This is a genomic window from Oceanobacillus indicireducens, from assembly GCF_014647195.1.
Classification (GTDB): Bacteria; Bacillota; Bacilli; order Bacillales; family Amphibacillaceae; genus Oceanobacillus; species Oceanobacillus indicireducens.
Window position 1 is genome coordinate 187,133 of sequence record NZ_BMOS01000003.1, and the last position, 21,500, is coordinate 208,632.

At 40.2% G+C, this 21,500-nt stretch carries 18 protein-coding genes; 10 read left to right on the forward strand and 8 right to left on the reverse strand.

What is annotated here, in order from left to right:
• Positions 1–518: 518 nt before the first annotated feature.
• Complete coding sequence (locus IEX94_RS03590) at positions 519–764, forward strand: hypothetical protein (RefSeq protein WP_188856058.1); 246 nt, start codon at positions 519–521, stop codon at positions 762–764.
• Entirely contained in the window at positions 751–924 is a 174-nt protein-coding gene (locus IEX94_RS19620) for a PIN domain-containing protein (protein WP_229782544.1), read from the forward strand. The genes IEX94_RS03590 and IEX94_RS19620 overlap by 14 nt, the downstream gene beginning before the upstream one ends.
• 803 nt (positions 925–1,727) lie before the next feature.
• On the opposite strand, the gene IEX94_RS03600 is transcribed toward IEX94_RS19620, so the two are convergent.
• The 5 genes from IEX94_RS03600 to IEX94_RS03620 all read right to left on the reverse strand — a co-directional run bounded on the left by IEX94_RS03600 (position 1,728) and on the right by IEX94_RS03620 (position 7,422).
• Positions 1,728–2,801, reverse strand: coding sequence for a hypothetical protein (locus tag IEX94_RS03600; RefSeq protein ID WP_188856059.1), 1,074 nt, complete (start codon positions 2,799–2,801; stop codon positions 1,728–1,730).
• Between the two features lie 506 nt (positions 2,802–3,307).
• Positions 3,308–4,216, reverse strand: a complete 909-nt coding sequence (locus IEX94_RS03605; RefSeq protein WP_444544163.1) for a flagellin — start codon at positions 4,214–4,216, stop codon at positions 3,308–3,310.
• Between the two features lie 303 nt (positions 4,217–4,519).
• A complete protein-coding gene (locus tag IEX94_RS03610) occupies positions 4,520–4,747 on the reverse strand; it encodes a flagellin N-terminal helical domain-containing protein (protein ID WP_373290789.1) in 228 nt (75 codons plus the stop codon).
• 312 nt (positions 4,748–5,059) lie between these two features.
• On the reverse strand, positions 5,060–6,460 hold the full coding sequence (locus IEX94_RS03615) for a TcaA NTF2-like domain-containing protein (RefSeq protein WP_188856060.1): 1,401 nt from the start codon (positions 6,458–6,460) through the stop codon (positions 5,060–5,062).
• 86 nt (positions 6,461–6,546) lie between these two features.
• Entirely contained in the window at positions 6,547–7,422 is an 876-nt protein-coding gene (locus IEX94_RS03620) for a Yip1 family protein (RefSeq protein WP_188856061.1), read from the reverse strand.
• A 305-nt stretch (positions 7,423–7,727) separates the two neighbouring features.
• On the opposite strand from IEX94_RS03620, the gene IEX94_RS19625 reads away from it, so the two are divergent.
• On the forward strand, positions 7,728–9,797 hold the full coding sequence (locus IEX94_RS19625; protein WP_229782545.1) for a methyl-accepting chemotaxis protein: 2,070 nt from the start codon (positions 7,728–7,730) through the stop codon (positions 9,795–9,797).
• Between the two features lie 143 nt (positions 9,798–9,940).
• Here the strand turns inward: IEX94_RS19625 and IEX94_RS03630 are convergent, their stop codons facing one another.
• From IEX94_RS03630 to IEX94_RS03640, 3 genes are read right to left on the reverse strand one after another with little or no spacing between them, the layout of a single operon-like run.
• Positions 9,941–11,638: an acyl-CoA dehydrogenase family protein gene (locus tag IEX94_RS03630; protein ID WP_188856062.1), complete on the reverse strand. Its 1,698-nt coding sequence runs from the start codon at positions 11,636–11,638 to the stop codon at positions 9,941–9,943.
• A 28-nt stretch (positions 11,639–11,666) separates the two neighbouring features.
• Positions 11,667–13,184, reverse strand: coding sequence for a class I adenylate-forming enzyme family protein (locus IEX94_RS03635; protein WP_188856089.1), 1,518 nt, complete (start codon positions 13,182–13,184; stop codon positions 11,667–11,669).
• Positions 13,171–13,578: a MerR family transcriptional regulator gene (locus IEX94_RS03640; protein WP_373290790.1), complete on the reverse strand. Its 408-nt coding sequence runs from the start codon at positions 13,576–13,578 to the stop codon at positions 13,171–13,173. The genes IEX94_RS03635 and IEX94_RS03640 overlap by 14 nt, the downstream gene beginning before the upstream one ends.
• 617 nt (positions 13,579–14,195) lie before the next feature.
• Between IEX94_RS03640 and IEX94_RS03645 the strand changes: the two genes are divergently transcribed.
• The 7 genes from IEX94_RS03645 (at position 14,196) to IEX94_RS03675 (ending at position 21,456) form a co-directional block, all read left to right on the forward strand.
• Positions 14,196–15,110, forward strand: a complete 915-nt coding sequence (locus IEX94_RS03645) for an ABC transporter permease (RefSeq protein ID WP_188856063.1) — start codon at positions 14,196–14,198, stop codon at positions 15,108–15,110.
• 16 nt (positions 15,111–15,126) lie between these two features.
• Positions 15,127–16,020, forward strand: coding sequence for an ABC transporter permease (locus IEX94_RS03650; RefSeq protein ID WP_188856064.1), 894 nt, complete (start codon positions 15,127–15,129; stop codon positions 16,018–16,020).
• Positions 16,013–16,939 (forward strand): ABC transporter ATP-binding protein, encoded by a 927-nt coding sequence (locus IEX94_RS03655; protein ID WP_156857554.1) that lies wholly within the window; start codon positions 16,013–16,015, stop codon positions 16,937–16,939. Before IEX94_RS03650 ends, IEX94_RS03655 begins: the two co-directional genes overlap by 8 nt.
• Positions 16,929–17,720 (forward strand): ATP-binding cassette domain-containing protein, encoded by a 792-nt coding sequence (locus IEX94_RS03660; RefSeq protein WP_188856065.1) that lies wholly within the window; start codon positions 16,929–16,931, stop codon positions 17,718–17,720. Before IEX94_RS03655 ends, IEX94_RS03660 begins: the two co-directional genes overlap by 11 nt.
• A gap of 34 nt (positions 17,721–17,754) precedes the next feature.
• Positions 17,755–19,287, forward strand: coding sequence for an ABC transporter substrate-binding protein (locus IEX94_RS03665; RefSeq protein WP_188856066.1), 1,533 nt, complete (start codon positions 17,755–17,757; stop codon positions 19,285–19,287).
• 16 nt (positions 19,288–19,303) lie between these two features.
• Positions 19,304–19,747 (forward strand): hypothetical protein, encoded by a 444-nt coding sequence (locus tag IEX94_RS03670; RefSeq protein ID WP_188856067.1) that lies wholly within the window; start codon positions 19,304–19,306, stop codon positions 19,745–19,747.
• A 308-nt stretch (positions 19,748–20,055) separates the two neighbouring features.
• Complete coding sequence (locus tag IEX94_RS03675; RefSeq protein ID WP_188856091.1) at positions 20,056–21,456, forward strand: alanine/glycine:cation symporter family protein; 1,401 nt, start codon at positions 20,056–20,058, stop codon at positions 21,454–21,456.
• Positions 21,457–21,500: the final 44 nt, after the last annotated feature.

The window sequence follows — 21,500 nt, forward strand, 5'->3', positions numbered from 1 at the left end:
AGTATTTTTATTACACATGGAGAAGCTGTTATTTAAGATTAGTGTATTCTTCCCTGTAGAATGCTAGAACGAATACTTTCCCAAATTAAAATATGCCCTAATTCCACGAATGGAATGGAATTAGATGGCGAAGGGTACATACCATATACTCGAACGAAAATTACAGATGCTTTACATGAAGTCTTCGGCTTTAGAGCTGACTTTGAAATAGCGGCCCAAAAAAGTAAAAAGTTTTAAAAGAAACGAAAAAAGGGAAAATAGTACGCTGTTTTCACCATCAAAAAAACCGCTAAAAACATTGAGATCACAACGTTTTATCGGCTTTTGGTGTCGAACATGTGAGTTCAAAGTTTAATGCATTTCATTATATAGTATTATTACTCTATTGTAAGGCATTACAATACAGGGTATACTATTCTTAATCTAGCAATAATTAAAGGTAGCTCAGGTGCGTCAACCACTATTCTTCCAGTTCTGTAGATCGCTTTTTTAGATTTAATCGAATGGAGTGACATACAATGACTGTGTTTAGAAAAATTACAAACAGTGAAATCGTATCCCAGGTGATGGATTTACCCGATGATCTTAAAAATAAAGAGGTTGAAATAATTATATTTCCGCATGAAAATCACGATAAAGATAAAGATAAAAATGAAGACAAAAACGCAAGAGGTCTATTAGAGAAATACAAGAATGAAAATCTTTATTCTTTGGAAAGTGAAGCATGGGCGGAAGCGGTGAAGGAAAAAAATGAACATAGTTGATGCTAACATTATCCTAAGATATTTGTTGAATGATATTGATGATTTAGCTGATAAAGCCGCTAATATTGTAGAAAACAATTTGGTTTTTAGCCCAAATGAAGTAATAGCAGAAATCGTATATGTACTCGAAAAGGTATACAAAGTGAGGACGAAGAAATAACAAATACCCTAATAAAGCTTTTACAATATGACAATATAATGGTTGATGATATAAGAATTATTATCGAAGCATTAAATCTATATGCTAATCGTAAACTAGATTTTGTTGATACTCTCCTGTACGCCTATCACAAAGTAGGTCACCATAAATGCCTAGTAGATTCTAAAGCCTCGATATATGTTGGTGTACGTTCATCTTTATAAATTATAAATTATTTATTGAAAGACATTTCAAAACAAGGTATACTAAACTTAAGAAAGACATATAATAATAAAAGCTCAGGTGCGTCAACACCCGAGCAGTTGCAACTACATGCCGTAAGATTTACGGTGACCTATTAATCAAGTAAATAAGTAACCGCCTTATCCTATGGCTGGGGAGGGCGGTTACTTATTTTTATTGGTGACAACAATCGCAATTATCGCTACGATTGTTCCTAACGATATTGCAATAAAGCTTCCAAAATCAATTAACAATTTAATTAATTCTAGATATGTCACCATGTTACCACCTCCCTTCTCAGGGAAATGGTCACCGCCCATCCTACTTATGCAGTTGCTGGCTTAATATTACCATTTTTCATTTGAAACCGCCTGATTTTTTCTTGACTAGGATTATAGGGAAAACGTTTGGTGATGGAGCATTTATCAAGATTGGAACTAAAATACTTCCTAGTTAGTATGTATAGAAAACCTGATCTATTTATAAAAGATTCAATTGCTAAAGGAATTACTATTTATTTACCTTCTTACATAAAAACTAATAAAAGGAAAAAGAACAACAGCTTCATATATTATAAGATGTTAATTTACAACTACAAGAGTACCGTCAGGAAATATAATCGTATTATCATCTGAATAACCTTTTATTTGGTAGGCTACTTTTCTATTAATATTTCGCCTTTTATTTTCATTCAAGTAATTCCAAATATATTCAGTAATACCGAATTGAAGATCTTCTTTACCAATAATATTTTTCAATATGCATTTTGCCAAATAATTATTTTTCGTATTCTTGGTTGAAAACACCAAATACTTTGTATTTCCAATAATTTTTTCTTCAAATTTTACCCCCCTGACATCATCTTCCTCTAAAAAGGAACCCTTTTGTAACACTTGGGCCAATTCACTTAAACCTATTAAGTAAAACCATGTAGAAAAATGGCGTAATGTAAACCTGTAACTTAATAGCCCCTGACTAGGATAGCCTGGATCCATATAATACAAATCCGTTATTCCTTCATCTCTTAACCAGGCACATGAAGTGAATGTGTTTACTATCGGATTAGTTGAAGCGCTATTTTTATCTATCCAATTAAATCCCTTGTGCGTCTGTCTCATCCCGTTTTTTATAGCTGCTTTTAAATTATTTTTTCCTTGTTTATAAGCCCAGCTTCCTTTTGACTCCAATATTATAGCTTCATTAGTATAAGTCGACATCACAAAATCTGGAGTAGATTTATCTAAGCTAATTCCAGGACATAATTCTGCAGCAAAATCTTTAAAATCATTAAGTTCAATATATCCTAGTTGACTTTGAAAATATAGATAATTTAGACCTTGAGCTATTTCTCCTACTCGGCTAGATTTAGAAAAGTCTGGGAAATAATCTTTCGCTTCTTTTGTTAGTAACAAATTTCTCGAAGTTTCATTTACTACACCTAGTAGCAATGTTAATGCATTAATTCCAAAAAGTACTTTTTTATCATTTTTCAAGTTTTTAGTAATAGAAGTTCTAAGTACGCCAATAGCTAATTCCAGAATACTTACATAAAAATCATCTTTTTTAAAAACGCTTAGCCGATCATCAACTGTTAAACAGTATTCACAAATTTCGGACACCTTTATTTTTCTTTTTTGCATAAGATCAATAATCATATACCCACCTTAATCCTTAACTCATTTAATTTAATATTATTGAGCATTGCTCGCTATTATCGGTTTCGTTTTTTATAGAGGTTATAAAAAAGGACTCTAGAATTTAGAGTCCTTTTCAAAACCATTTTACTGAAGTAACTGTAAAACACCTTGAGGTTGTTGGTTGGCTTGCTTCGCCGCTATGCCTTTCGATCATAGAATAGACTATATCTTCACCCTTATATTCATAAGGGGCTGGGCACTTCGAATGATTGATTGCAATCACTCTACGAATCTCATTGCCATAGGATTTAACCATTAGGCAGTGCATTCTAGTCGTTGAACCTTCGCCAGGCTTTCACCTTAGGCGCTTGGCTGCTGATTATCCATTGTTACATTGCTTTGTTTTTCAAACCTTCACGTTTGCCGTTTCCGACTACGTTGTGGTACAAAACACTTTAGGAACTTCCAGCAATTCACCCAGTTATTCTCTAACCCGTTACCAGATTAGACGCCCTGCTCAACAATTACTGTAAGAGTTGTAGTACTCCTTGAGGCATTTGTTGAGATTGAGCTAACATAGATTGTGCCGCTTGTGAAAGGATGTTGTTCTTAGTGAACTCCATCATTTCTTTCGCCATATCAACGTCACGGATACGTGATTCTGCAGCAGTTAAGTTTTCTGCTGATGTACCTAGGTTGTTAATAGTATGTTGAAGTCGGTTTTGTACTGCACCGAGTTTAGAACGTTCAGCAGACACATTATCGATTGCAGATTGAATTGTAGTAATTGCTCCGTCAGCACTTTTCTGATCAGAAATATTAATTCCTACTGTAACAGAACCTGTCAATGTGTCCTCTTCTGCAGCAACAACCAGTCTGTCACCATCATAGTAGCCAGCTTCACTACCCTTGATAGTCCCAGTTTTTCCATCTGCAAGTTCTGAATCAGCTGCTAGAACTAACTTGCCATTAGCATCATAATATCCTGCGGCTTCAAAATCTCCGTCTTCTACTGATCCACTTTCAGCTTGCCAAGTACCTATAGTTTTTCCTTCACCGTCAGTAATCGTATGAGTAGCTGGATCATTATCAGGGTCTGTCCCAGGAGTTGTCACAGCAGTGTATTTTACATCAGCTGTAGCATCTTTATACTCTAGATCTTCTACTTGATAAGTCTCAGCAACTTTTAACTTGTTACCACTCATATCGTTAATTGAAACTTTCAAGTTCTGTCCTTCATTTGCACCAACATGGAAAGTAGCATTTTGCAAGCTTCCATCTAGTAAAGTTTTCGTGTTAAATTCAGTATCATTTGAAATATCATTTAAGGCATTTGCAAGTTGATCAATTTCTTTTTGTAGTTCGCCACGATCAGCCTCGTTGTTTGTATCGTTTGAAGCTTGATTCGCAAGTTCACGCATTCTTTGAAGAATAGCATGAGTTTCGTTAAGTGCACCTTCTGCTGTTTGGATTAGAGAAATCAAATTTGTTATCGTAGTGGTTGTTTATCCGCTACTTCTTTATGTTTCCATAAAGTTCAGACCATATCTTCATCCCTTTAAGGATGCCCCGCGCTCGTGGGTGGGTTATCGGTATGGTTCCTCACCACCTGGTCGTTACACCTTCCTAACTACTCATCACACCAATTCATTAGGCTAGGCTCGGTATTGCCCACCATCCTTCATATGGTTTGGGGTTCCACCGAATTCACGGAGTTTTCATCTAAACATTACTGCTTAGTGCGGCATTTCTAGTTTACCGTCTTGAGCGTTTTTTGACGCCATTTCTAATCCACGAATTTGCCCACGCATTTTCTCAGAGATTGCTAGACCAGCTGCGTCATCTCCAGCTTTGTTGATTTGCAGACCTGAAGAAAGTTTCTCCAAAGATCCTTGTACTGCGTTTTGGTTTGTTCCTAATTGGCGATGTGCATTAAGAGCCGAAATATTGTGATTGATAATCATGTTCAATCTACCTCCATGTATTTTGTTTTCTAGCAAGCCACATCCTTGTGATCTTGCTGATCTATAATAACTCCACATTCTATGGAATTACTACCTATTTAATTAGAACATTCCGAAACGATTCACAGCCGAAATTTCCACCTATGTATAGGTTGAATGGCCATAGCTATGTATCTTTCCTGCTGTTCTATTAATTATATCGGCAGGACTTTCGGATTGTTTAATACTTTTTTCATGAAAAATATTTTTTGTTGAAAAAATATTAATAACCACAAAAAAACGCCCAGCACAATTTCATGCCAGGCACCCAACTCAATAATCCCGATTCGTCTCCACATAATCAATCTCTTTTATCTTATACGTCTCACCAGATTTCACTAGAACATATTCCTTCGTCCGGTCATAATCAATTTGTTCATCCAGATGATTGGTAAAAGTGAAAACTTCATTTGTTGTTACCAGTATTTCATTACCAGCCAACTCTTCAACATTCACTATTTCATTTGATATAAAGTCATAATGATAGGCGGTATCTTTTAAATCACCTACATATTCTTCAAGTTCCGCATATGCAGTACTCCCTTTGTCAAGGAAAGGGGCGATTAAACTGAAGTCTTTATTGTTCAAAGACGATTCATAAGCATCGCGGAAGTCCAAAACCATATCGCCTAGACTATCAGCGTCTACATCACTATCACTTGTAGTAGTTTCGGAATCTGGAGCATCATCTTCATTAAAATAAAAGTCAAAACCATACCAACCTAGATCATCCTCTGTCATAACATCTGTCTTCATAACTTTTCCATCAGCTTTTTCCAACTCGGCATGCAATTCAAATTCCGCGTCATAAGGAACCGGACCGATTTCAAACAGCTCTGCAAATGTTAATCCGGTGCCCTCCCCATTCACAAACAGCTGCGCCTCTTCCTCGTCCGTGCTAAAAGCATACGAATCTCCTTCAAACTCAATCATAAACTCTCTTTCCTCAGAAGGTGTTACTTCCAGTTCTGTTTCACTTGTGAACGAACCGAAGTGGTTTTCCGCTTCCGCCGCGACAGTATATGTTCCTGGATAAATGCTCGCTGTTTCTGTAGACTCCGTGTCCTCAAGTTTCAATTCTGTTTCATTAATCGTTACATTTGTATCCGCCACATTTGTGCTTACAGTTAACTTTGTCGGCTCAGCCTGGAATGCATACGTATTATAAATAAGCAATTTCTTTTCCTGGCGCACATCAAACAGTTTCTCTCCATTATTACTAAAAATAGTTTTGCTTAACGGGATGTTGTTCTGTTCCAATAGATCGATATACTGATTCTTAATTGCTTCCCATTCATAGTCCTTTATGTACTTGAAATAGCTGTCTTCATCAAGCATGGCGGCATCGTCAATGTCAATCTGGCTGACGAAAGCTTCAACATCATTATCGAGTATCGCTTGATCCATCGCCTGCAAACTTTTCATTGGATCGAAGTAGGATGATAAAAATAAATGAGTTCCGATCAGAACAACTGCAAACATCCCGGCAATACTAAAAAGCCATTTCTTCTTTTTTGACATCGGCTTTTTCGGTGTACTGCTTTGTGCCCTTTTTTGGGTTTCGGCAGGTGGAGGTGTTGGTGCTCGTTGGGGTGTGCTTTGATTTGCCCCACATTCTGTACAAAAAGCTTCATTTCCCTTTAGCTCATGCCCGCATTCTATACAATATTTCAACTTACTTCCCCTCTCTTTTCCATAAAAAATAGGCAGCTCACCAAAGCAACATTTACATTGCAATCATGAGCTGCTTTTCAATTTTCTTACCACCCATAACCATAAGATGTTAGGTCTTCGATTTGACTAATAAAATCCATTAAGACCGCATCAGCAAGCAGGAAACAGATAAAGCTGATTAATAGAACCGTTGCGAGACTAAAGTATATTTTTTGTCCATTTGGGTTGACCTCGGAAGCTTTCTGATAAACATATAAGACAGGAACATATGAAAATATCATTACTAGTGAAATAACGAGCGTAAAGAATGTTAATTGATAAGAGCCGATCAGTCCACCGAGCACGGCGACTAAATTTAATGCAACGAATGGAACATAGATCGAGCCGTACTCGGCTATAATTTTTTTAAACGAATCCTGATTTTTCGCGAGTTTCGTCATTGCAAGAGCACTTCCGAACGTAATCGCAATTAATATGAGCGCAAAGAAAAAGAGCCTTGGGACAATCCTGAAGAATGGAAGTGATTCACTCATCCAGCTCCCACCAAATGATTTAAATAAGGAGTTCCCAAGAAAATAAATGCTCAATGAGAAAAATAAGGCGTATAGCCCGATGTTGATCAAGCTGTTCGTAAATTGTTTTTCACCGGAATGAAATGCCCGGGCCGGGTTTTTTAATAAATGTAAAAAATAAGACCAGTAATGATTTAATCCTTCTTTAACCGCATCCGCTGTTGGTTGTGCATTTCCTTCTATCGTTGCCGCCGCTGGACTCGACTCTGCTGTTGTTTGTTGTTCTACTTGTGCATTCCCTTGCGTAGTATTCGCTTGGGGCGGCTCCTCCTCTCTTCTAGATTGCTGATTCGGGTTCTCAGCATCGTTTTGCGACTGCATCGCTGCGCCACATACACCGCAGAACCTACCAGTCTCCTGCTGATGGTTACAACTTGGACAGACTAACATTGTACATTCTCCTTTATAATATTAACTATTCCTTTCGTACACTTGCCTTGATGATTTTATGTAAAGGAAAGTAGTTTTATAACCCTAGAAAAAGAATCATATAAGTCTTTTAGACTATCTCAATTGATTATAGCAAAGTTCTTTCTAATTTAAAGCATTTTTTAATAAAAATACAGTCCAAAAAATAAGCAGCTTCATATTCTATTTCTATCAATTTTAGCCGATATAATAGCTGTGCGATAGCATTTGAACGATGGGTCTCCATACTTAGAAAAAATTAATATGTGAAAGAAGGTACAAATAAAATGTCAACCGACACCAAAGAAAAATCAACCTGCTTCAACTGGATCCAAAAACGCATCTCAAGAAAAGTAGCCGCCGCCCTTTTCGTTGCGATCCTGCTCGTATTTTCCACCACCGGTTTCTTCATTCATACGTTCACGAAATCCATGCTGCTGGACAATGTTGAAGAAAACCTGGCAACGAAGAGTGATGCAACGGCTGAGCAAGTGAATAACATGTTTAAAGAAAAAGCTACCATCGTCCGGCAAATGGTAACGAATCAAGAGATAGCAAAGTACTTAGATACTGCTGATTCCCGGGACGAGGCACTTGATAACGATTATTATGATGGTGTTTCCGAGACACTGGATCAGATTGTCGCAACCGATGAATCGATCGCAATGGCTTGGGTCGCAAGTGACCGCTCGAACTTTTTAATCGGTAGTAATAGCGTGTTATCCGATCCAGCATTCGATATCGAAAGCAGACCTTGGTATGAACAAGTCGTCACAGAAGAAGATGTTTATTTTACCGAACCTTATATGGATGAAGTATTTGGAGAAATCATTTTAAGCGCAATGACGCCAGTCAAAGAAAATGGCACCGTCGTCGGGATTGCAGCGATTGATATTTTCTTAGATGAATTACCGAATCTTATGCAGGCATTCAATATTGGAGAGACCGGCTATTCCTTCTTAATTACGAATGACGGGACAATCCTTTATCATCCGAATGAATCCTACATTTTGGAAGAACAGATCCAATCGCTTGATGGGGATATTGCCGAAATCGGTAATCAAATGCTCGCAGGTGAAAATGGATTAAAATTAGCACAGGTGGATAACCGTTCCGAATATATCGGTTACGCTCCAGTGCCAACAACCGACTGGGCGATCGGTACGGCATTACCGGAGAAAGAAGCGCTAGCGGGAATGAATAATTTCACGTTTATAATGATATTATTTTTCTCCATTGCTTGTCTCATTCTTTTAGTCATTGTCGTTATCTTGTTAACACGAATGCTGCGTGACATTCCACGTATTACCGAAGTGATGAACGAACTTGGTCTCGGGAATTTAAACGTCGTAAACATACAAACGAATTCAAAAGATGAAATTGGTCAGCTTGTTACTTCCACAAATTTAATGCAAGAGAACATGCGCGATGTCGTCGGAAAAATATCTACAATGGCAGCAACGGTTAGTAACAAGAGTGAAGAGTTGACCCAATCGGCAAATGATGTGAAGGCTGGTTCTGAACAGGTGGCGACAACGATGCAAGACTTGGCGCATGGCTCTGAATCGGAAGCGAACGCCACGACCGATCTCTCCTCCCTCATGTCTTCTTTTTCAGAAGAAGCCGAGGAAGCGCATCATAATAGTAGACAAGCATATGACTCGTCCAATACCGTGCTCGAGCATACGAATGAAGGCAGTAAGTTAATGGAACGCTCAACTGCACAAATGGAAAAAATTGATCAGATCATTTATGAGTCCGTGCAGAAGGTAAATAATCTAGATGCACACAGCCAGAAGATTTCTGATTTGGTATCTGTCATTAAAGATATAGCAGACCAAACGAATTTACTTGCTTTGAATGCATCAATTGAAGCGGCAAGAGCTGGAGAAAGCGGTAGAGGGTTTGCTGTTGTAGCAGATGAAGTTGGCAAACTTGCCAATCAAGTTGCCTCATCGGTAACAGGCATAACCGAGATGGTCCAATCAATTCAACACGAATCAGGACAAGTTACGGAATCTCTTCGAATGGGATATCAAGAAGTGGAACAAGGTACAGAACAAATGGAGACCACAAGAAATACATTCGAACAAATCAGTAATTCTGTTACACAAATGGTTGACGGGATCCGTACAATTTCGGAAAACTTATCCGTTATCTCAGCAAACAGTGAGAAAATGAACACATCCATTCAAGAGATAGCAGCGATATCAGAAGAATCTGCGGCTGGTATTGAAGAGACATCAGCTTCTTCGGAACAAATCAGCAGTTCGATGGAAGAGGTTGTGACAAGCTCGGATGAACTTGCTGGGATGGCAGAGGAATTGAATGAGTTGGTTAAACAGTTTAGGTTGTAATTTTATAAAAAATAGCTTCGAACTTTGTATATAAAATGGACCCTAGATAATAGACACTGATAATAAACAGTCAGTCGACCTCTATTATCTAGGGTCTATTTTTGTTTTCTCGGAGCTATTTTTTCACGTATAGGCTGCCCGTTTTAATTCAATACAATCTCTTCAAACCGGAATAAATTTGCCGGTTCACGCTGGAATTCATCCTTTCTCCAAACGTTTTCCAGATAAACCATAGCAATGCTAGACTGCCTACTATCTTTTAAACTTTCTTCAACTGCAATAACACTCTCAAATAAATCCACAACCCACTTCGCAATATCCTTCGCATAATAAGTCTTCAACTCATAAGCCATCTTCCTAATTTCCGCTACCCGCTTCTCAAACTGCCTTATCTCTTCTATTAATAAGTGCACCCAATCACGCACTAAATCCATTTCCCGAGCTGCCTTAATATCCCAAAGTCTCTCCCGCATCTCCTCGACAAATACTCGCTCAACCTCATATTTCTCCATCAACCGTAACACTTCAAGCCCCAAAATATTTGCCGTCCCTTCCCAAACCGTTAAGACTTGGGCATCCCGTAGCAATCTCGGTGTCACAAAATCCTCAATGTAACCATTCCCGCCATGCATCTCAATCGCTTCGTGGGCAAAGTGTACAGCCTGCTCCGCCGTTTCCTTTTTCATAACCGCCACATATAACCGGAATAATGTTTTCTCCCTATCCGTTGCTGTATGTTTCGTATCCTTCCCCATAACCTTATCCATTAGCTCAATGATACGGAACATCGCATTCATTTCTACTTCCTGCTTGGCAACCATTTTACTAAGTGTTGCTTGTATCATCGGATAATCGATGAGCCTTTTACCAAATGCCGCTCGCTCCTTAGCATAATTACGAGCTTCTAAATAAGCGCGGCGCATAATTCCCAGTGAAGCAACTGCATTCGAAACACGAGACAAATTCAGTGCTTCTATCATATAATAAAATCCTTTTGTTTCTTCCCCAACAAGATAACCAACTGCATGTTCAAATTCAACTTCGGCAGACGGCACCGCCCGAACACCGAGCTTGTCTTTCAACCTGCGAATTCGCAAGTTTCCTGCAGCCCGATTTTCTTCCCAGGGCACAAGGAACAAACTTAATCCCTTCGTTCCCTTCTCGGCCCCGTCAATACGGGCTAATACCATTGCAACACCGCAAGCGCCGGCATTACTTGCAAAATACTTTTCACCACTTATCCGGTAACTATCCCCTTCCTTTACAGCAGATACTTCATTCGCGCCGACATCCGAACCACCCTGCCTTTCCGTAAGCAATGTCGCACCTTCATATAATTCAACATCCCCCGTCGAAAGAACATGCGGCAAATACTTTTCCCTTAGTTCGTCGGATGCATAATGGTCAATCAAATAAGCTGTTGCTTTTGTCAGCGTCACGGGACAGGCAAGACCAGGTTCTGTATGGGATAGTAAATATTTCTGCGCATAAGAATAAACGTAATTCCCTTTCTGCCCAAAGGCTGGAATTTCCTTATGAACGTAGCCAACAATACCCGTATTGTATGTCTCTTTCGCTGATTGCTTATATCCCTCGTTTAACCAGACACTCGACACTTCATTCCCCATCTGGTCGTAGCGAATGAGCTTGGGCTCTCCTTCTCTATCCGTGTGAATCGCTCTTTCATCAATCGGTCCCGCGCAGAGCTCCCCGTATTTTTCCAATTCCTCATCCGCCCACTGAAAAAAGTCATCGGAGAGAGAATTCTGTAACAGTCGCCGGAGATTTGGGTCACCTTTATAAAAATTTTCTTTGTTTATTTTTTCCTTTATATCTAACATATTCAGGTCCTCCTTACTGTAACTGCTCTTACTCTGTAACCTGCTCCCTTAACTGCTGTTTCTGTAGTTTACCGGTCGCATTCCGCGGAAGCTCTTCTAATTCTTCATAGAGTTTTGGAATCTTGTAATCTGCAATTTTACCTTGCAAAAATTCCTCGCATTCTTCTCTTAGATTTTCTACTTTTCCATCAAGCACGACATAAGCTTTCACCGTTTCACCCCAGTCCGGGTTTGGAGTACCGATCACGGCAACATCCGAGATAAGTGGGTGTGTGAGAAGAAGATTTTCGATTTCTTTCGGATAAATATTCACACCACCAGAGATGATAATGTCTTTCTTCCTGTCAATCATCCAATAGAAGCCATCCTTATCTTGTCGCGCCATGTCGCCAGTATAGAGCCAGCCGTCTTTCAGTACAGCCTCCGTTTCTTCCTCATTTTTATAGTATCCTTTCATATTACCTTCACCACGCAGGATGATTTCACCAACTTCACCGGGTACCGTGTCTTTACCATTTTCATCAACCAGACGGATTTCACAATTAAGTGCCGCGCGATTTCCGATACTTCCGGCCTTTTCCTCATGATCATCGAAGCCCAGTAACGTCCCATTTGGTCCAGCTTCTGTTAACCCATACACGCAAATTAATCGGTCGGTAGCAAATCGATTTTTAATAAGTATGACTTCTTCCTTGGAAAGTGGCGCAGCCCCATAGATCCAATATTTCATAGAGGAAAGGTCATAGTTTTCAATATCTGGATGTTTAGAGGTTGTTAGATAAGCAATCGGTGCTCCAAAAAAATGGGTTGTTTTTTCTCGGGAAACTGTTTCAAGCAACAAATCCGGTGTAAAGGTTGGTACAACAACATGAGTTGCTCCAACATAAAGACCTGCTACCATGAATAGATGCAGTGGTGCAGAGTGGCTAAGTGGCATCATATGAAGAATACGGCTTTCTGGCTTTAACTCCATTTCGACACAAATCGTAACTGCGACCGTAAGGATACTGCGGTACGTGAAAAGGACACCTTTCGGATTGCCGGTTGTTCCGGACGTATAAAGGATGGAAGCATCATCATCTTCTGTGAGATTGCATTTGATTTCTGTAGTTGAACCGCTTGCTAGCAGGTCTTCCAAGGAAAGCCAGCCACTTTCCGCAGATCCGGTTTTGATGAATTCAATCTCTGAAGATTGTTCTGGCAAATGACGGACTTGTTCGAATATAAGCTCATGTGTGATAAATACGGAAGCATCGCTGTCGTCTAAAATATACATGACTTCTTGTCCAATCAACCTTGCATTAATCGGAACACTGAGAGCTCCAATGCGCTGAACGGCAACATAAGCAATCAGAAACTCTTTCGTATTTGGCATTTGCAAGGCAACTTTATCACCTTTTTTAACACCCAATTCTTCGAGACTATGAGCGAACCGATTAACAGCTTCATTCCATTCACTGTACGTGACCCTTTCAGAGGGTGTTACAATTCCTTCATGATTCGGATACTTCCTTGACATAACGGCTAACAGGTTAGGGATATTCATTTTTTTCACGCTCCAACTCATTTAATTTAGTTTGAAACTCCTCAAGCAACTGCTCCATCTCTGAACGTATTCGCAGTAATTCCTCTATCCGTTCGGTCACCTCCTCGATCTTCCCCTTCCCATATTCGATTGTCCGCTCGAGTTGCTTTCTGCCTGTCCGGTCGAGGTCAAACAGCTGGATCATTTCCCGAATCTCATCTAACTGGAAACCATATCGTTTTCCCCGGAAGATGAGCTTCAGCCTACCTCTCTCTTTGCTAGAAAATATCCGCTGTCCTGCATCTGTTCTTTCTGGTTTTAATAGACCGAGTTCTTCATAGTAACGAATTGCTCTAGTCGTTATGCCAAACTCTTCAGCCAGCTCTGCAATCGAATAGGTCTTTGCTGTCTTCATAGCCATCACCTTTAATTTAATTTTCTTACAATTATAGTGTAACATTGACGTTAACGTAAAGAGCAAGAAGGAATTTCGGGACAGAGGGTCAGAGCATTTGTCCCATTTAGAGTATGCCGGTGCCTGGAACCTATGGGAATAGAAAAAAAGCTAAAGCAGATGAAAATATTGCGATTCATCCACTCTAGCTCTCACCTGGAAACAAAATTGCAACAATAAAATCCTATTCATTAGAAAACTTCCCGTCGTCATTCGACAAAATTCGTCACTTGGATAGCATACCTTCCTTTTAATTATATGTTCATCCTACTTCTAACTTAACTCGAAAACGCGCACTTTTTATTTCGTTTTCATTCTTAATAATCATGAAATAAAAAATGATTAGAACTAATGGGACAGATAGGCAGCAACTGTCCCACTTTCAACATTTTTCAATGAAGTCCACGAATTGGAATCCCAATTCTTGACTTTTAAATCCCCAGTAAATATATTTGATTTATATACTCAACAAATGAAGGACTCCAGAAAGCATTTTAGTAGTGTATTTTATAATTAATCATTAATATATACTGATGGGATTTTTTTAACGCAGTATTCGATTTAGAGGTGGTGATTGCTTGGCTTTTATAAAACGTTCGTTCCTGCAAATTGTTCCGACACTATTTATTCTAACGTTGATTGTCTTTGGACTTGTTTATGTTGCGGGTGATCCGGTCGTCAGCATGCTTCCGGAAAATGCAACACAGGAAGACCGTGCCGTACTGGAAGAAGCGCTTGGATTAAATGAACCTTTTTACGTGCAGTATGTAAATTACATAAAGGATTTAGTAACAGGGAATTTCGGTCAGTCGCTACAATACCAAGAGCCGGCACTGGACCTTGTGATGGAACGGTTTCCGGCAACACTCGTCCTCTCCCTGATGGCTTTAGGTGTTGCAATTGTGATATCGATTCCCCTTGGTATTTTTGCTGCATTAAAACGAAATACGGTGCTTGACTTTCTCATTTCCGGCGTTTCGATCGTTGGAAAGGCGATGCCGAATTATTGGATTGGGATTATGCTCATTCTCTTCTTTGCGGTTATTATCCCGATTTTCCCAGTTTCCGGTGCGGAATCACCGATTCATTTCGTCTTGCCGGCGGTGACGCTTGGGGTTGCACTTGCAGCGGAAATTACGCGACTAATTCGCGGTAGTGTACTCGAAGTAATTGAACAAGATTTTGTCCAGACAGCCCGTAGTAAAGGGCAAAAAGAAACAATCGTCATTTTACGTCATGTATTTTTAAATTCGCTTATACCTGCTGTCACGATTATTGGGTTACAATTTCCTCAACTAATTGGCGGGGCTATTGTTGTGGAAACTGTCTTTTCCTGGCCTGGTGTAGGAAGATTATTACTCTCTTCCATTGAAACGGGTGATATGGCGGTAGTTCAAGCGATTGTCTTTATCATTGCCTTAATTACGATTGTAGCTAATTTATTAACCGATGCCGTTTATCGAATCCTCGATCCGCGGATTAAATACAAGTAGTTTGGAGTGAGGTGTAATGAGTAAAAACAGCCCAATAACAAAGACATTCACAAAAATACGCAACTTTACTTCACCTCTAGGACTCATTGGATCGATTACCGTTACCATTATTGTCCTTTTGGCAATTTTTGCTCCGTGGATTGTACCGCATGACCCGTTTGCCATTGATGCAACAAAGCGCCTCATCCCTCCCTTTTGGGTAGATGGCGGATCGACCACTTATCTTCTTGGTACAGACCATGTTGGGAGAGATATATTAAGCAGGCTTATCTATGGTGGCCGTGTATCCCTTCTCGTAGGATTATTTTCTGTAATCATTTCAGGAGTTATTGGACTTCTTCTTGGTCTTTTAGCTGGATACCTCGGCGGAACTTGGGTTGATCATGTGTTAATGCGTGTAGTTGATGCGATTCTGGCTATTCCAACATTACTGCTCGTTCTTGTTGCCATCGTCGTTTTTGAACCAGGACTCATCACGCTTATCGTTGTCATTGGACTGACAAGCTGGCCGCAATATACGAGACTCGTCCGTGGCGAAGTATTAAGTGTGAAACAGCGAGAATTTGTCCAATTAGCATATACGCTTGGAGCGCCTCACACGTATCTGATTAGGCGGCATATTTTACCAAATGTCGTGTCATCGTTTATTGTTGTGGCAACAATCGGGATTGCATCTGCTATTTTAACGGAGTCTTCCTTGAGCTTTTTGGGCCTTGGTGTGCAGCCACCCGATATTACGTGGGGCGGAATGTTAAATGATGGCCGGAATTATATTGCTACGAGTTGGTGGATTGCGACATTTCCTGGACTTGCGATTACGATCACCGTTTTGGCAATTACCTTCGTCGGTGATTGGTTCCGCGATGTGCTCGACCCAAGATTAAAACAAGGAGGGGAAGGAAATGAGTGAACCGCTCCTATCTGTTAACAATCTCGTTATACAGTTTCCTGCAAGAGATAAGGACAAAATAACCGTCGTTCATGACGTATCTTTTCATGTCAATCAAGGAGAAGTCGTCGCCATTGTTGGTGAAAGCGGCAGTGGGAAAAGCATGACATCCCTCGCCATAATGGGATTGCTTAAAAGCGAGGGCGAAGTTGCAAGTGGTGCCATCCATTTTCAGGGAAGAAACTTGCTCGCCTTACCAAAAAACGAACGGCGCAAAATTAACGGGAAAGACATGACGATGATTTTCCAAGAACCAATGTCATCTCTTAACCCGATGCTCCGAATCAAGACACAAATTGCCGAAGCGTTAAAAATCCATCATCCGGATATATCGAAAAAAGCAATTCAGGAAAAGAGCATTGATTTATTGCGCCAAGTGGAAATAAACAATGCAGAAGCTGTTGCAAATCGATTCCCCCATCAATTATCCGGGGGAATGCGGCAGCGGGTCATGATTGCGATTGCTATCGCTAATGAGCCGCAACTTCTCATTGCGGACGAACCAACAACTGCCCTAGATGTTACTATTCAAAAACAGATTTTATCATTAATCAAGAACTTAAACCGCAAAAATGAGATGGGGGTTGTTTTTATCACCCATGATTTAAGTGTCGTCGCCGATATTGCCGATCGGGTTCTCGTCATGCGCCAAGGGAAGATTGTAGAAGAAGCAACTGTCTTTGAACTGTTTGACAATCCGCAACATCCTTATACGATCCGCTTATTGAAAGCAATGCCTACACTTGAAACGGATACTGATACGATTGATTCACTTATGGATGATCCTGCACAACTTGAGAGACTAGAGGATGGCCCCTTTCAAACAATAAGTGACACCCATTTTGTACGTAAAAAGGCAGGTGCTGACGATGAAGGCTGAGGAACATTTACTCGAAGTAAAGGGATTAAGAAAACACTTTTCCGATCAAAAAGATGGCCCCATCTTAAAAGCGGTCGATGGGGTGAATTTTCATGTAGAGCGCGGGGAAACGCTTGGAATTGTCGGTGAATCTGGCTCAGGTAAATCAACCATCGCTAAAATGATTATGCAGCTTGAAAAACCGACAGAAGGAGAAATCCTTTTTCACGGAAAAAATATAACAAGTTTAACCAATGCGGCAAAGAGAAAGCTCCAAATTATTTTCCAAGATCCCTACGGTTCGCTAAATCCCCGGATGAAAGCGAAAGATATCGTTACCGAGCCCTTCTTTATTCATGAAAAAATGCCAAAAAGGGAACGGTATGAACAAGCTTTAAAACTTTTACAAGAAGTAGGACTTGATAAAGAACATCTTAATCGTTATCCGCATCAATTCAGTGGCGGACAACGACAACGTCTCAGTATTGCCAGGGCGATTGCGTTAAAGCCAGATTTAATCGTCTGTGATGAAGCCGTATCCGCTCTTGATGTATCGCTACAGGCGCAAATTTTACATTTATTATCTTCGCTACAGAAGACATACGGAATAGCTTATATTTTTATTGCGCACGGTTTACCTGCTGTCCGATTAATAAGTGATCGGATTGCCATTATGTATAAAGGGGAAATCGTCGAAACCGGCACCCGTGACGAAATTTTTGAGAATCCGCAACATGATTATACGAAATCACTACTAGCTGCAGTTCCTCCCTCCCACCCGCGATTAAGGGAAGATGGATGAATCAGCTGTTACGAATTATAGGAGGAATTACTTCATGAAAAAACTGAAATGGCTCAGTATGACGATCGCTATCACACTTTTACTTTCTGCTTGTGGCTTTTCCGATCCCGATCAGGAAAGTGAAACAAGTGATAAGGACTCAGGCGATGGTTATGAATTACTTACATTTGCCAATCCTGCTGATATTACGACACTGGATCCACAAAACAATAATGTCATCACAACTTCAGCAGTACTGGTAAATATATATAGTAAACTTGTAAAAAGAGATGCTGCTGGTGAAATCGTTCCAGAGCTTGCAACTGCTTGGGAGCAAGTCAATGATACGACTTGGGAGTTTACATTAGAAGAAGGCGTAACGTTCCATAACGGAGACGACCTTACAGCAAAAGACGTGAAATTCTCATTGGAACGAGTGGCGAACGATGATACGTTACAGCAGTATTCCGTTTTTAACAAAATAGAAGAAGTAACGGTTATCGATGATTATACTGTACAGATTATTACCGAAGAACCGGATCCGCAGTTATTAAGCAGATTATCAACGGTTGCTGCGAGTATTTTCCCGGCTGCCTATTTTGAAGAAGTAGGATCAGAAGAATTTTTCAAAAATCCGATCGGTACAGGTGCTTATAAATTTTCCAAATGGAATCGAGATAGTTATGTAGAGCTAACGAAATTTGCAAATTACTTCGAGGGTGAACCGAATTGGGAAAGCGTTCAATTTACCGTTGTACCAGAAGACTCGACCCGGGTTGCTGAACTATTAACGGATAAAGTCGATGTTGCCTTTAATATTCCAACGGCTGATATCGACCGAATAAACGACAATAAGGGAACCCATGTCAGTCTAGAACCAATCCAGCGTGTCATCCAGCTATGGCTGTCAACAGAAGATGATGCACCAACTGCTGATCCACGGGTTCGAGAAGCAATCGATCTTGCCATTGATAACCAAGTCATTATCGATGAAATTTTATTAGGTGCAGCAACACCGACAAGGACCCATGTTACTCCAGGGAACTTCGGAGCCGATGAGTCCCTTTATGATACGTATGAGTACGATCCAGACCGGGCAAAAGAGTTACTCGCAGAAGCTGGATACGAAGATGGAATTACAGTAGATATTTCAGTTAACAATTATTATACAGAGATGGCCGAAGTCGTTGGTGGAATGCTCCAGGATGTTGGAATCACAGCAAATCTGGAACTACTCGAACAAAGTCAATTTGCTAAACGCTTATTCGATGAAGATTTAGCAGAAGGTGTCTTCGTCGGTTGGGGAAATGACATGTTTGACGGCAGTGTACTCGATCTATTTAGAGAAGAAAATGTCACAAGCTATGCGAACGAAGAAGTTGACGAATTACTTGAAGCTGCAGCCTATAACATGAATGAAGAGAAACGGGCAGAACAGTACCAACAAGTTCAGCAAATATTAGCAGAAGACAGAGGAGCCGTTTACTTATTCCAATTGGAAGGCCGTTACGGTGTGAGCGACCGGCTTAACTATACACCGAGACTTGATGAGTTGTATGTAATTGATGAAATTACGTTAAATGAATAAGGGGGAGGAAAATACGATGACAGTATCCGTCACATTAATGGAAGCATACATGATTGAAACATTACTTGCATCCGGAATGGAAAAAGCCGACTTGATTCACGCAATAAAAACAGAGGATCTGGATGCGATCTTGCAGGTCGATGATTCATTCGACTATCTAGCCTTTATTAAGGAAGCGAAAGATAATCCCGAGCGAGTGGAACAAGCAATTCAGTCTGGCTACACGATTAAATTTATTTCCGTTTACGGAATCGAACGGCTATTAAATATCAAATTTGATCTGGAGTCAGGGAAAGATTATTCGTTAGAGGATCATCAATTTCATGGAATTAAACTGAAACAAGATGAATTTACCGATTTTGCAACGATGCTCTCTCCAAATTGGAACATTACAAATAAGAAAACAACCAATAACGAAGTAACATTTAACATCAAACACCAAACCCACTCCCCTTCCTAACCGGGACAGAGGGTCAGGGCGCTTGTTCCGCCTTTACAACTGGGACAGAGGGTCTGACCCTCTGTCCCACCAATTCACCAAAAAACAACAAGCCCCCAAGTTACTTAACGAAAAAAATCTAGTAGTTGACGCTAAATAATTTTAACTGTACAATTACAGGGTAATGTCCTTTTCTACTAGAATCCAATCTAGTAGAATCTTTAAATACATGATTTGTAAGCGCTATTTCATAATATAGCTATTTTCACCACAAATAAACATAGTGCTAACATCATCTATTGTAATACAGGGGGAAGGGGTTGAATATTTTGTTAGAGGTATTAAATAAAATTAACGCATTCCTCTGGGGTGCGCCTAGTATGATCCTGCTAGTTGGGACAGGGCTCTTTTTAACATTTGCGTTAAAGGGACTGCAGTTCACCAAATTATGGTATGCTTTCAAACTAGCATTTACGCCTGATAAAGAGGATTCAGAAGCTGAAGGGGATGTAAGTAACTTCAAAGCTCTGATGACATCGCTCGCCGGGATGATTGGTAATGGGAATATCGCCGGAATTGCAACAGCCATTACGCTTGGAGGGCCTGGGGCGCTCTTCTGGATGTGGGTTGTTGGACTGATTGGAATGTCGACCAAGTATGCTGAAGCTGTTCTTGCGCAAATCTACCGTGTCAAAAATCCAAATGGCGAATATTCCAGTGGGCCAATGTACTATATTGAGCGCGGGCTAGGGAAAAAGTGGAAGCCACTAGCCATCGGGTTCGCATTTTTTGCGGGAATCGCAGCATTAGGAACCGGTAATGCCGTTCAGTCAAATACAATTGCTGACGTAATGGATAATAGTTTCCATGTAACGGGCTGGGTTACCGGAGTTTTACTTGTTATACTTACCGGTCTCATTATATTTGGCGGAATAAAACGAATCAGTAATGTTGCTGGAGTGTTCGTCCCTGTCTTAGCTATTTTATACATTGCGGGCTCTATGTTAATTTTAATCTTGAATTTTGATCAAATCATACCTGCATTTGGGCTAATTTTCCACCATGCGTTTACACCTGTTTCGGCGGCTGGTGGATTCACCGGATTTGTCGTCACGCAGGCAATCCAGCATGGGGTCTCGAAAGGAATATTCTCCAACGAGGCTGGTATGGGTACCGTAGCGATGATTGCAGGAAATGCCAAGACGAGCCATCCAGCCAAACAAGGCCTTGTTGCCATGACAGGTACATTCATCGTTACGATTATCGTTTGTTCGATGACAGGGCTCGTACTCGTTATTACCGGTTTCTGGGATCCATCTGGCGGATTATTGTCAGGAGTCGAGCATAATGCGAATCTTGATGGCGGCGCTTTGACTAGTGCTGCATTTGGAGCTGTTCTAGGCGTTATCGGTGAATACATCGTTTCCATTTCTGTTGTTTTCTTTGGATTTTCAACGATTATCGCCTGGTATGTCTATGGATCAAAAAGCTTTGAATACTTATTCGGCGTAAAATACGTCGGCATCTATGGTGTTCTTTTTCTAGCAGCTACATATATTGGTTCAGTAGCCGACCTTAAATTGGTCTGGGCATTTGCCGATATGGCAAACGCACTTATGATTATTCCGAACTTAATCGGTCTATTATTATTGTATAAAGTAGTTAAACAACAAACAGAAAACTATTTCGCCAATCCAATTGAAAAAGAGCAATTGCAAAAAAATGCATAGCACTAATTTTAGGTGTAATATAGAAAATAAAAAACAAATAGAAA